The sequence below is a fragment of the Aquimarina aquimarini genome, assembly GCF_900299535.1.
Classification (GTDB): domain Bacteria; phylum Bacteroidota; class Bacteroidia; order Flavobacteriales; family Flavobacteriaceae; genus Aquimarina; species Aquimarina aquimarini.
This window is the reverse complement of record NZ_OMKE01000039.1, coordinates 263,842-277,345: the sequence shown is the minus strand read 5'-3', so window position 1 is coordinate 277,345 and position 13,504 is coordinate 263,842. Positions and strand designations below refer to the sequence as shown.

Annotated in this window: 13 protein-coding genes; all 13 read right to left on the bottom strand. The window is 31.0% G+C overall.

Features of this window, described 5'->3' with window-relative positions; genetic code table 11:
* Positions 1 to 27: 27 nt before the first annotated feature.
* Positions 28 to 1,083, bottom strand: a complete 1,056-nt coding sequence (locus DG508_RS16890) for a DUF2931 family protein (RefSeq protein ID WP_108869269.1) — start codon at positions 1,081 to 1,083, stop codon at positions 28 to 30.
* Between the two features lie 25 nt (positions 1,084 to 1,108).
* A complete protein-coding gene (locus tag DG508_RS16885; protein ID WP_108869268.1) occupies positions 1,109 to 2,551 on the bottom strand; it encodes a T6SS phospholipase effector Tle1-like catalytic domain-containing protein in 1,443 nt (480 codons plus the stop codon).
* A gap of 112 nt (positions 2,552 to 2,663) precedes the next feature.
* Positions 2,664 to 3,119: a hypothetical protein gene (locus DG508_RS16880; protein ID WP_108869267.1), complete on the bottom strand. Its 456-nt coding sequence runs from the start codon at positions 3,117 to 3,119 to the stop codon at positions 2,664 to 2,666.
* A 66-nt stretch (positions 3,120 to 3,185) separates the two neighbouring features.
* Positions 3,186 to 4,007: a hypothetical protein gene (locus DG508_RS16875; RefSeq protein ID WP_108869266.1), complete on the bottom strand. Its 822-nt coding sequence runs from the start codon at positions 4,005 to 4,007 to the stop codon at positions 3,186 to 3,188.
* Between the two features lie 46 nt (positions 4,008 to 4,053).
* Positions 4,054 to 4,830: a hypothetical protein gene (locus DG508_RS16870; protein WP_159090880.1), complete on the bottom strand. Its 777-nt coding sequence runs from the start codon at positions 4,828 to 4,830 to the stop codon at positions 4,054 to 4,056.
* 13 nt (positions 4,831 to 4,843) lie between these two features.
* The gene (locus DG508_RS16865) at positions 4,844 to 5,464 is read right to left on the bottom strand and encodes a hypothetical protein (protein ID WP_103863888.1); all 621 of its coding nucleotides are present in this window, start codon (positions 5,462 to 5,464) and stop codon (positions 4,844 to 4,846) included.
* A 2-nt stretch (positions 5,465 to 5,466) separates the two neighbouring features.
* A complete protein-coding gene (locus DG508_RS16860) occupies positions 5,467 to 8,238 on the bottom strand; it encodes an OmpA family protein (protein ID WP_108869264.1) in 2,772 nt (923 codons plus the stop codon).
* Positions 8,239 to 8,244: 6 nt separating this feature from the next.
* Complete coding sequence (locus tag DG508_RS16855; RefSeq protein WP_108869263.1) at positions 8,245 to 8,745, bottom strand: DUF4280 domain-containing protein; 501 nt, start codon at positions 8,743 to 8,745, stop codon at positions 8,245 to 8,247.
* A gap of 12 nt (positions 8,746 to 8,757) precedes the next feature.
* Positions 8,758 to 9,945, bottom strand: coding sequence for a LysM peptidoglycan-binding domain-containing protein (locus DG508_RS16850; protein WP_108869262.1), 1,188 nt, complete (start codon positions 9,943 to 9,945; stop codon positions 8,758 to 8,760).
* 137 nt (positions 9,946 to 10,082) lie between these two features.
* Positions 10,083 to 10,667 carry a DUF6714 family protein gene (locus tag DG508_RS16845; RefSeq protein ID WP_108869261.1) on the bottom strand — a complete coding sequence of 195 codons (585 nt, stop codon included), beginning with the start codon at positions 10,665 to 10,667 and terminating at the stop codon, positions 10,083 to 10,085.
* A 9-nt stretch (positions 10,668 to 10,676) separates the two neighbouring features.
* Complete coding sequence (locus DG508_RS16840; protein WP_103863883.1) at positions 10,677 to 11,180, bottom strand: hypothetical protein; 504 nt, start codon at positions 11,178 to 11,180, stop codon at positions 10,677 to 10,679.
* Positions 11,167 to 11,337 (bottom strand): hypothetical protein, encoded by a 171-nt coding sequence (locus DG508_RS21080; protein WP_158250377.1) that lies wholly within the window; start codon positions 11,335 to 11,337, stop codon positions 11,167 to 11,169. Before DG508_RS21080 ends, DG508_RS16840 begins: the two co-directional genes overlap by 14 nt.
* 2 nt (positions 11,338 to 11,339) lie before the next feature.
* Complete coding sequence (locus DG508_RS16835) at positions 11,340 to 13,160, bottom strand: type VI secretion system Vgr family protein (protein ID WP_108869260.1); 1,821 nt, start codon at positions 13,158 to 13,160, stop codon at positions 11,340 to 11,342.
* Between the last annotated feature and the right edge of the window lie 344 nt (positions 13,161 to 13,504).

Here is a 13,504-nt window from a genome sequence, read left to right as displayed (position 1 = left end):
TATCATTGATTGTGTACCATTTTATTATTAATCTGGATATTTACCCACATCTATACTATCGATTTTTATTTCTTTTTTTATAGATTCATTCTGTAGAAAAACTTTGATTGATGTTTTGTCATTAGAGGTGTTTACATCATAGAAAATAGAGGCAGTATCCTCTTTTTTCTGGTATACTTCTTCAAACACCTTAAAGATACTCTCTTCATTAAAATAAATAGTACCCTCATACTTTTTTCCTTCTGGCGTTTCCCAATCAATAATCCCTTCATAGGGTAGGGCATATTCTTTGAGGATATTAAAATCATACTCTTTAAATTTTAGAAATGCTTTCTCCCCATTAAAATAATGGTAATCCAGACTTGTTAACTTTTTTTCTTCTAGAGGAGCAGTATTCCATTTGTATTTTTTCCGATACTTATCCCATAATCCAAATGGTGGCCCTGTTTTAATTAATTGTTGTTGAATATCAACAGGTATTCTTTTTATAAATCGTTCGCAATACTGTTCTAGTGATTGATCTATACCTTGAGGTGCTAAATCTTTGTATGTAATTTTATCTGTTTTTTGCCCTTTAAAATAGCCTACTTCTATTTGTTCTCTTATTCCTTCTACCCATACAGCGATTATTCCTCCAGGGGCAATACTTACTTTAAAAGAAAAATTGTGAGATATTTTACCATTTCTCATTCTAACATTTCCTTTTTCAAATATTTTTTCAATTTTTTCTGTGTCCAATTCAAAATCACCTAGATACGCTTGTTTTTCTACAGTTGATACCCATACTGCTTGTAATCGATGGGGGAGTGGTGTTGGTTTGTTACCTTGTGTATGAGATCTACCACCCCATCCCCAACCATTCTGATATCCTGCTGCTCCAGCAGGTACATATTTACTCCCTCCGTCATAAATAAGGTTGGCGTAATAAAAAACACCAGGGTAATTTTTTGGAGCACCCCCTTCTACATCCCATTTATAGGTTTTTACTTCTTGATGTATTGCCATTTTGTTTTTTTTATTTTTACACCCTATAAATACAAGTGTAAAAACGATTGCTATAAATGTTTTATAGTGATATTTCATAGATTTTTTACTTTGTTAGCTATAGTTATCCAGAAATAATCTGTCTACCTCCTTCTCTTGGAGCCATTGGTTCTACAGTTGTAGGTACTCCTACATTTAGATTTTTATAATTATGAGAAATATGTAAGTATCGATTTCGTAATTCTCGTAACATCTCATCATCAGCTACAAATTTTTGATAGTTAGGGTGATGTTCTGTAATATTTTCTTTATCTCGTAATAATTCAAAAACATCTCCATTATCAATAAACTTATCCAAACGAGTTTTTACCTTTTTTAAAAAGTCATTAAGAGGGAAGTCATCTTTTAAATCTGATTCTTGAAATTCTACTTTTCCTTCTTTTTTGGAATAGTTCATCATATAATACAGGGGTATGTGGCTGTATGTATTGGATAGATTAGTTCTATTACCTAGTAATTCATCTATACCAGTTTCATCTATGATAATTTCACCATCTAGATACCAACCTTCATCTATAAAACGTTGTCGTTCTCTGCGAATAGGGTCAGAGGATGTGTGGGCAAAATCGTAGAGAATCAGCCCGTTTTCGTTCATGCCATCTACATATCCACCACCAATATCAGAGTGTACTCCAGGTAAGTTAAGAGTTTTTCCTTTTCTTGCACTGCTAATGTCGGTTAAGGAGAAATTAATACGTTGTTCGTCTGCAGCTGTGAGGTGTAGTGTATAATTAGTACTACCTAAACTGTTTAGATTTAACTCTGGTACATCATTTTCAAAATTAGGATCTGTATCTGGGTAAAAAGTATAAGAATCATTCAAATGATATGAGGATACGGTATCATACAGGCCAACAAAATTAACTTTTACAGTTTCTATAACTATATCGATTCCTGCAAATAATACTCCTATATGTCCATGTGGATGATTTTCTGGCGGTCTATTATCATCGGGTCGGGTGTTGGTTATTCCTACTTCATGTACAAAATTACGTGCTGCGGCGGCACCTCGACTAAATCCATATACATTGAAAGTAAAAGAAGCACAGTCAACTTTTTCTAGAACTTGCTCTACTTTTTCTAATATATTTTGGCATCCTACTCTTACTTTTCCTAACACTCCAGTATCGATGTTCTCGTCATTTGGGTCGCTAGAGCCATATCCCATCCCTATACTTTCATCTTCTTGGTAATCTTCTGTACCAATACCTTCTGTATATATAGAAAATACTTCTTGCTGATCTGTAACTACATATTCTTCTAATCGAGAAACATTGGATTCATCGTTATAAAAGCTGGTATCTCCTCCTGAATCTGCGATAAAATTATCTGGATTATCATTTGGGTTATAGGGCAATCCTTTTGCACGATTCTCACTGGCAACACGAGATCTCGTATTGTTTCGGTTGTTTAAGGTTCCATCAAAAAAAACATTGACAATAATACTTTTACTCTCTAATGTTTTGTCCTTACTGGCTTCATAGTTTCCAAATTTAATCTTTGTCATGTTGGTATGTTTTTAAACAATTCCTGTGTTGATATATCTTACTTTGAAGGGGGGGGGATAGTTTGTAATAACATTATATTTTATAATAAATTTATATTTAAATGTAAGAAAATTAAAATATTAATAAATTTTTATTTAAAAGAGATTCAGAATAGAATGTGTTTTGAGGAACTTTTGATTCTTGTTTAGAATAACTTAATATAATTTTTCTAGTCTCGTTTTTCCATTCGTATTCTTCACCAAAATCATTTTCATATACCTTTTTATTAGCTCCATATAGTTGATTTAAAGTTTCATTGTATTTTTTTATATCTGTAATACCATTCATTTTTATCGTGAAACCAATAATTTTTTGTTTTTGACAAAATATAAAAGATTCTTCCCCAGAAAATAGGGGGTGACTACAGTTTGACTTAGAAATCGTATAATATGAGAAAAAGTCATCACCTTGTTTGGTGAATGATTTTAGTATGTTTTCTGATTTACCTATACTATCATCTAGTAAAATAGTGCCACCTGAGCAATTTGTTAATGTTAAAGGAATAAGCAATCCAGCCGATATTAACATTGTGTTTTTTACAAATATTCTGCGATGCATTTATTTTATATTAAGGTTTAATAAATTAAAGGATTGTTATATTATAGTTAATCCTTGATTTTCTGTTCTCATATGAAGTTTTGTGTCAAACTCAATATTTCCTTGATTTTTTGGATCGGGGCTTTTATACTGTAAAGCAGGGCTCCCGTCTAGATGAACAAGACGAACTAGTTTGCCATAGCCCATAATTTCTAGCTTTAATTTAGATGGATCAAGAGGCATTATTTCTAACTTTTGATCAAAAAGTTTTGTAGCGCCATCTAAGAAACTTTTTTTTCGATCATTTGAAAAATAAAATGCTTGCTCTTGTAGTATCATTTTTTCTTTAGAACACTCTAAGAATTTAGTCGCATTATGAGATTTCATAATAGCATGAATTTGATAATAAGTACTTAATACTTCTTTAAACAATTCATCTTCTTTTATTTTGGTTAAATCTACAGAGTTTTGCCACCCATCTAGAGTAAAAGGCAGTTCCACTTCAATTTCTGTAGAGATTTCAAAATAAGGGTGATTTATATTTTCACTCAGTCCATTCCAAGGTGACTTTACTTTTGGATGAAACTTATGTCTAGTTCTTTTCCATAATTGTAAGTCTGCTTCGGCCAAATAGAAATCTATAAACATAGTTTCTTTTTCGGTTAATGTTTTTTGCCCTATTCTTGGTAGCATTTTTCCTACTACTTTGTGTTTTCCGCTTTGAAGTAATAAATGATTAATGGTGTCATCACCAGCATAACCACCTTCTTTTGTATTGTCACCATACCAATCAATTAAAGGGACATCATTTACCCATATAGAACCTGAACAATATAATGTTGAATAAAGTGAATATAATGGCTTTTTAAAATCGTGCATGATTTATTTTTGAATATAAATAAAGGTGTACTAAACAATAGTGTTGTCAGATAACTTCAAAATTAGATTTCTCCTCAGGTATATAAAAAGTTATATCTATCATTAATTCTTCTCTTGTTTTTTTATTTAATAAATACAAAGCTGATTCCCCATTAGGCTTTTTAAGAGCAGCTGTTTTTCCATTAGAATAAATAAATAATAAAACACTTTCTTCCATTATAGGCATTACTTGAAAACCTGATTCGAAATCAGAAATTAATTCAGAAATTCTATTCTGTGCTTCTTTATTAGATAAATACATAGAGGTTACCATATTTAGTTCTCTGTTTGCAATTTTTTCCTGAAATATTTTATAGTTACCATTCTTAATACTATTTGAAAGATTATAATACGCATCAAGTAATTTTTGTTTAACGTCTTTAACATCGTTTAGGTTAATTCCATTTTGCCAAGCTTTTAGTTTATAAGGGATTTTTGCATCAAATACTCCATTTTTTTTGATGATTGGTAATTTTTGATCTCCTATAGATTTTGATTGATATTCATCAAACTGGTTTTGGAATTTGAAGTCATTAGTAACATCGAATAGCATTACTTTAAACCTTAAATCTGCTTTTGGGTGTAATTGAATTTCTCCTACATTGGGTAACATAGTAGCAGAAATGGTTTGTTCCCCATTTTCTAATATTGCATAATTGATTGGGATCATTGTAGCTACTTGCCCTTCTATGTTTTGCGTAATAACAGGGTAATCATTGATTCTGATTTCAAACATACAGGCAGATGCACTAAAATCGATCATATAATATGGTAATATACTCATGATATGTATGTATTTATTTTTTTGTATGCGTATTGACTAGTCTTTCTGCTGATGTGCGTTCAGGAAATGTTAAATCTTTCGCATCATTTTTTATGATATAAACAGCTGTTTCTATACGTTGTTGATCATTTAAACTAGAATAATAGAAATCTAAAATAATTGAAGTTTTATCTTCTTTCCATACAAAGCTGTTGTGTCCATATAATACACTTTCTTTGGGTATTGTAGGTACTGGATGTAGCTCTTCTGGGTCTCCATATTGTTTTTTTAATAGAGTAAATAGTTCTTCATTTTTTCCTTCTATGTTGAAATGAAGTCCAGAAATCTGATTATCTCCTCCTTTTTCAAGAGCTTTATATGTGTAAAAAACAACTCGACTCGTTCCTATTTCGGGTCGTTCGAATTTTATATTTTTATAACTATACTTTTGAACCTCATTTGTTGTGAATGAAGGAGTTCCTGTCGCAGGATCTATTTTGTCACTATAAAAAAGAGCTCTTTCTGCTTTTGGTACCAATGTAAGAAAATCTTCTGATAGTGTTAATTCAGATAAGTCTATTCTGGATTGAGATTGGCATGAACTAAAAAGTATGATCATTATAAAATATGTAAAGTATTCGATTTTAATTTTCATTTTTAAGTGTTTTTAATAAGGGGGATTTGTGCTTTAAATTTAAAGGTTTCTTCTAAACTTTTGATAACATCAAAAGGTTCTACAATAACGGCTTTTCCTTGTGAAATAATATCTTCATTATCAGTGCTAGGTGTACCTCCCCATAAGATTTTCTTTTTAGAAGAAAGTCCAACTTTTCCTTTAACTACATATTCTGCAATGATTCCATCAAATCCTAGTTTTGGGGTGTAATATAATCCTTGATCATTATAGTTGACTCCATGACCAAAAGTTACAGCAGCAGAACCTTTGGCACTCATTTCAAAATAGCCTTCAACTTTTACAATAACTAAATTAGCTTCTGCCTTGACCCACATTCCTGCTTTTAATTCAATTTTTAAAGTATTTGTTACTTCTAGTTTAGCTTTATCTTCTTTTTTAACGCTACCAGCTGTATTAAAATTAAACCCAACACTGGTCTTTATAGTACTAGATATTACTAAGTCTATATAAACATCAGCGCTAGCTTTAAAACCAAAATCATCTGTTCCTACATCAACCCCAGTATTCATAATACCTTTTAGTTCTCCATAAAGCCTCATAGCAGGCTGTGATGCTGTTCCTCCGGTAAAAGCACCAGCAACAGCTCCTACTGCTAGGCATAATAAATCTACGGTCATTTCTAAACCAATCAATGGCTCAGCATTAAAAGAGATGTCTACTTTAGTGCCTAATTTTTCATTTACCTTTTCTAAATTCCAAATTCCTTGTATATTAAGGTTTGGTGGTTTTATTTCGAATTTCATAGGAACTCCCTTAAAACCGATATTTCTAATTTGACCTCCAGTCTTTTTTGTAATTCCTTGAGACATGGAGCCTATAGAGGAGAAGAGGTCGTATAATTTTTTGAATTTAGCTTCATATTCTAATTTTAGCTCTTCATTTCTATTATATGTTCCAGAATTATTGGTGTCCCATTCACTTTTTAGGCTAAACCCAAAGGAAGCGTCTTTTTGTTTCCATCTGTTTTCTGCTCCTATTTTCCCTGCTTTTTTTTGTAATTCTTTATGTTTTGATGCTGGCTGATCTTTCCATGTGACACCTAAATCATTAGTTAAGTTTAGGAAGAATTTTAATGTCCATTTTATATCTGGATATACTTTTAATTTTACAGCAGGGTATTTCTTATTAGAGTAATACCTACAACTATGTAAATGAATATTATATACAGCTGCAGAATCGCCTCTTTTGCCCATAATACCTTCTACTATATTATATTTTGGCCAAATATATTGTAAAGGAGCAGGATGATATTTAGTAAGAGTAGATTGAATAGGGAAAACAGCAGAAGTTCCAGAACCACTATAAACTTCTGCGTCAGGCGAATTTATAATGATTTTATTTTCGTGTTTGTTCTTATCTCTATAACAGTCATTAACTTTGAAACCTTCTATATCTAGAATTGTATTTTTCGGACTACTAGGTGCAATTGTTTCTACTACAACGGCATTAGCACTATGATTAGCGAATTTAAAAGATATATCAACTCTTCTGGCGTCAATATACACTTCTTCATTTCGTTTATCATAATCATCAGGGCTTTTGATGTTATATTCTCCTTTTCCTGAACTATTTATCCGTGCTCCATCTAATCCACCTTTTACAAAAAAATCTTTGACTGCATCTCCTCTTTTTTGAGATAATTCTTGATTGTAATCTTCTTTCCCAATAACACAAGCATATCCACTCATATTAATTGTTGTTCCTTTATGCTCAAGAAGAAAGCCTAAAATATTATTTAGAATTTTTTGAGCATCAGGAGCAATACTATAATCGTTGAATTGAAAATGGACACTTCTATTAATTTTTTCATCAGTATTTTTCACTCCTTTTAAACCTTTCCCGTTATCAAATACTGGAATAGGTTTATTTTCAAGCTTACCTTTTTTAACTTCTGGAATGGTAAGTGTTAATTTATTAAACTTACAAGGTTCAAATCTTTCTGCATTTACTTCTGCTTTAAATATTTTGGTAGGAGTTATATTTTCTGAGGGTTGTACAAGGTTGCTAGACATCTCGTCTTTTGCTCTTAAAAAACGAGCATGAAGATCATCTCCATTATCGTCTAACACATATTTTCCATCAGAAGTTTTGACTTTAACAAAAAACTCTTCATTATCATTTCTATTTTTTACTTTGGCCATCCATAAATTTGTATCACCAATTTTGTACAGTGCTTCTCCTTTATTGACTTTTATCTTCTTTTTTTCGACTATCAAAGTATCATCAAAAAAATACGACCTATTGTTGTACACTTCTATAGAAATGTAATCCCCACTAAGTCCTTCTGTTTCTAACCATAGATATACAACATCACCATAAGAGATTGGGCTTTTTCTTATATCACTACCTTTGGGTTCGGCTCTCCATTCACTTTTTTTTATGAGGGGAGTAGTGTGGCCACTTATATATATACCTGCATTATTCTTATAATCTCTTTTCCCAGATTTGCTGGCTTCTATATAAAATGAATAGGATCCACATAATTTTTTTGGCATTGTAAAATTGTATACTTTTCCTTTTCCTCTATAAAGGATAGTTTTTCTGTCATTGGTTTGTCGTAACCAAAATATGCCTTCTTCTTTATCTTCTTCTGTAGTGTGTTCTAACCATTCTTCAACTTCAAATTCTACTTCCTGATCTGGTTGTATTGTTACTCTAGTGGTTAAGGATTGTGTTTTGTCAGGAAAATACTTTCCTTTAACCATTCGTATAGTTTTTACACCTGTAGCCATTATTTTTTATTTTACGTTTTCTACAATACCATTTTCCATACTCTCTGTGTTTGTATTACTTAAATCATTTGTGTTCACCATTGGATTTAATTGTGCTTGAGTGTCTTCGTCTGCATTTTCCATATTTTGCTGACTAGGCTCTGCGATTTGCCCATGATTGGTGATTTTTACACAGGGAGCCCCAGAAATAGCACAGGTAGCTTTGCTATCTTCTACAATGATATTTCCTCCATTTTTTAAGAGTGTATCTTCATAAAAACCTGTCCACTCAGTAATCATGGGTTGACATGGTTTGTAGCTACTACCCATGGGTTGCAATTTGCATTGGCCAAAAGTATTTGCCTGAAAAGGTTGCCCTATTTCTAAAGTTGTTGCGATTAGTTTCTGGCTTCCGTCTTTATCATTAGCATATTCATATTGATGAGAACTAACTTTTAACATATCTGGCATGAATCCATGCTGACATTCACAGGTGGCTCCTTGTACTACAACGTGTTTTTCACTCATAATTATTTGGTTTTATGAAAACAATGATTTCCAAAATGTTTTTTTCTTTTTATCGATACTATTTTCTTCTTGAAGCTTTATAGATTTAGGATGGCGTTTGTGTTGTATTTGAGAATCATTATCTAGCTCTGAGATGGTAATGATCCCTGCTTTTGTTTTAGGCATATCTAAATCACAAGATAAATATACCGATTGTATTCTATGATCTTTTGGGTTTAAAAAATAAAGGGCTCTATATTTTCCTTTTACAGGAGTATGATTTCTATCTATAGAAGTAGGGAAGTAGGCTCTTTTTTCTAACTCGGTTTTGTTTCTAGGGTCTGTGCATTTGCCATCAATTTCTATTTTGATACGGTTATCTTTGATAAATTTGCTTCCTTTTTTACTAACCGTATATTGTATGCTTTTTGTATTGGGTAAAATCGGAAATTCTATTTTATTGTCTACTTCTAATTCATCATTATATCCAGTATAAATTTTATTAAAATATGCTCTGAAAAACCAATCATTTTGTAAATGCTCAAAGAATAAATCTTTGGTAAATAAAGTTTGCTCAAAGAGATGGAAGTATTTTTCGGCAACTGAACCTTGATAGTAACTTAGTTTTTTTGTTTTTTGTTTTTTCCACCTCTTTATAATATCCTGATGATTTACTATGTCTAATAAATTGAGGTTATTATCTGTTTTTACTACTAGTGGGTATAATATCTCTGTACAAGCTACTGCTAATTCATCTGCAATTAAATTAGGTTCTTGGTCATTTATATAGATTTTAGAAACAAGATCTATAGATATAAAATTATAATCAAGAGCTTCATTTTCTGGATAAAAACGAAGACTTAGTTTATATTTTATGGTGTTTTCTTTTTTTCCTGATTTAATGGTTTTTAAGACTCCATAATTCAAATCGTTTTCTGGTATTTCTATGCGTAGACCACCATAGAAAGGTTTTTTTAAGGTATCAGGTTCTGGAACTTCTTTATTTAACCATACTTCTTTACCATTAATAAGACTATATCCTTTTGGGGGTAAAACTATTTCTTGTAAAAAACTAGGTAATCTATCTTGTATGTGTTCATATATTTCAGAGCGTTTATTGTGATATTGTATCAATTCATTTACATCAACATCATTATCTTTAGCAATTGACGCCAATGTATCTCTATTTTTTATTTTATATGTTCTGTAAATTGTCTTCAAAATAGTTTTACTAATCTTTTAGATATGCAATCATTTATTACTGTAGTTGTATGTAATATAGAGTATTATAAGTTGGTTTATTCATAATTATTATATACTTAAATTAATTGACTAGAAAGATGTTTATCTCTAATTCTTTAATTGTAAATAAACCAATATCTATTAATAGCAGTTTGTGGTTCATTATTAAAAAAATCATCAGAATGGTTTTTATCAATAAATTGTAAAAACTGTAATATTGCTTCATTTTGTTCTTTAGTAAATAAATTTACCTTTTCAAAAAATTGATGAATCAATTGATCTGTGTTTTTTAAATTGTTTTGTAAAATTTTATTGAAGTCCAAATTATTCATAGCCATATCAATTTTATGCTTTTTTATTGCATTTGCAAGCAAAACTATGTCTGTTTCAGAAGGAAGTGTTAGTAGGTTTACTAAAACATCTGGTATGCCATCTGCTTCTACATATTCTTTTAGAGAAAAAATCATAAATGACGGTAAGTAATATTTGAAAGCTTCTTTTGAAAAAAAATTTAAAGATGTTGATGCTTCAAATAAAAAATTATTAGGTAACTCTTGCCATTTTTTATTTTTGAAAAGCTCTTTAACCTCTATACATTCCAGATGTTTTCCACTATTATCGTATACTAATTTTTCATCACCAGGGTATTTTTGCTGATTAAATGCTTCTTCAATTTTTATAATTAAATCTATTTTTTTCATATTAATAAATTACGGGATTGGAATAAGGTTTCTGGGAGGAAATAACCTAGTTCCTTCAGAAATTATTAAATATATAATCAACGCAGTACCAGTTAATCCAGTAATTTCCGTCATTTTCTCCATAAAATCTTCATTAGAAATCGGAACCATTTGTTCTGGTAAGTCAATTGGTTCTGGGGCATTTACTGGCTTGCTACAATTTGTTGCAAAAATAGTTTGACACCTAATTAAAGAGTTTATAGCTTGTATTACTGCTTGAATATGACCAATATCACCACCTTTAAAACATGTTTCATTTATAGTTGTTCTTGATTGGATGCATTTGTTGATTCTTTTCATTTTATCACTGAGAACCATGCATTGATCACTAATTAGACATCTTGAAATTTGACCTTTACAGTTTTTGTTTACTTCATTTTGTAGTCTAACTCTTTGGGATGTAGTACAATCAGAAGGTATACTTTCTCTAGAATTATTTTCGGGATGTCCGAATTTAATTTTAGGCTCCGCCATTGTTGATTACTTTTTTATTGCTACTTAAATTCATATCCCCATTAAGGGCATCTATAATTATTTTATTGGCGTTTTTATAAATCTTTTTACCAACGATACATTTGTATTGGTCTTTAACTTCTATTTTATAATTCTTCGCTTGTCGTGTAATTGCCATAATTAAAACAATTTACTTTTTTCCGCACTATTAATATTTACCGTTTTAGAGCTTTGCATGGTAAGGTTTTCTTCTGCACTAAATAAAGAAATTTCATTAGCATATTCATCAGAAGTGCCTGATTGTCTACTATAATCCTCATCAATAATATCGTTGCGATTATCAGATATTTCGGTCATATTCCCAGAGGCATTAAGAAGCATATCTTTACTAGCAATAATAGATACATCTTCTCCTGCACTTTTGCTTATGTTTCCTCCTGCGCTTATATCAATGTTTTTTCCTGCATTAATCTGTATGTTTTCACCTGCGGTAATATTTATATTTTTTAATGCTTTGATTGTAATAGTTTCCCCCGCAGTGTCTATGACAAGGTTATTTCCTTTTTTATCTGTAATGGTGATACTTTCACCATTTTTGGTATCATTTAATTCTATGGTGTGTCCTGATCGTGAGCGTATCGCTTTGATATCATTTGTAGTTGTTTGCCAGCTATTTGGTTTGGCAGTTCCATTATATAATGTTCCTGCTATAAAAGGTTGTTCTGCATTACCTGATTCAAAATTGATAACAACTTCTTCATTTTTCTCAGGTAAAAAATGAAACCCTTTATCTTTACCTGCATGTGGTGTCATCATTCGTAACCATGGTGTAGATTCTCCTAATGGTTTTTGCCAAGCAAATTGTACTTTAATTCTTCCTAATCCTTCTGGGTCAGAATTATCAACTACAGTGGCGATTTGTACTTCACTCTTAGGAAATCTAGTTATATCCATTTTTGGGTAGGCATCAAAATTGGCATCTACCGCCTCAAATTCATTTTTATAAACACCATTTTCTGTATTGGTATGAATTACTTTGATTACACGGTAACTACCATAGCCGTTGATTTTAATAACTTCACCAAGATTTACTCCAGGATTGTCACTACTACCTTTAGAGATTATTTGTTGTATGGCACGAGCTTTTGTGTATTGCTCAATTTGTGTGTCTAATTTTGACTTGGTTGTATTATCATTATATAAAGAATGATGTATTTGTCGTTGTTTAGTAAATGTTTCTTTAGATTTATTATTTATAAAGCCATGATATCCTTCTTGAGGGATAGTTACTTCTGCACTACTTTTTTGATGCGTACTATTGACAAGGTAATCATTGGTAAAATAAGTAGCATTATTTGGTATGGTTTGTAAATGAACACCAAATTTTTTGACATCTATACCATACACAAGTTCGGTTTCATCTGTAGAAGGGCTACCAAATACTAATTGTTTGCCATTATAATAAAACCATTCGTTATGATAAGCAGCTAATCTACTAGCGTAGGCAAAATCACTCTCATTGTGTTGCACAGAATAATGAATTGAATCACTAGAAGTAGGTTCAAATTGAGTTCCAAGCTTACCAGTATCATATCCTTGAAAGGTTTGTTGTAAAATATCTGATAATCCTAGATTAGTATATGAAGCATAGTGATTGATATTATCTGCAAGTATACTGGTGCTTTTTGCAATTAGGGTTACTAAGTCTCCTTGTACTTCCTCAAAACCTCTAGTAGCTTTTATCTCAGTAATTATTCCTTTAAATTCTAACTCTCTATAGTTGGGTAGGCCTAGATTAGCGCTAATTTGTATCGTAATGATACTACCAAGATAATCTTTACTATCACCAATGAGTTCTTCGGAGAGTTTTTCAACTGCATCAGTACGACACACCAATTCGAGATCATGGTGAGCATCTATTTCTTGAATGAGCCTTAGATTTTGGTAGGAGTCTAGTCGTTTATCGGCTATGTAGATTGTAGTGCTAGTTTGTAAAGCCATATAGGGTTAGTTTTAATGTTTTTATTTTTTTGTTTTGTTGAGTAGGTGAGTATGGGTAAATTTAGTATTTTATTCATTGAATTACAAATAGATACAAATGCGTAGTAAAACATTACATCTTTGATTCGTATATTTGATCGATAAAAAATATGATTTATTCGATTAAAAGAAGAATTTTATGTAAAAACAAAAAATAATAATGTAAGTGTCTTACAATAAAACTTATAAGTGCAAAGATAAGATATACAGCTTGAATATGTATTATTCCTGTTTTATGAAGCAAAGAATTGGTGTAACTAGGAGAAAATAAAAAATAAAGCCCTGTTTAGTTTTTAAACTAAACA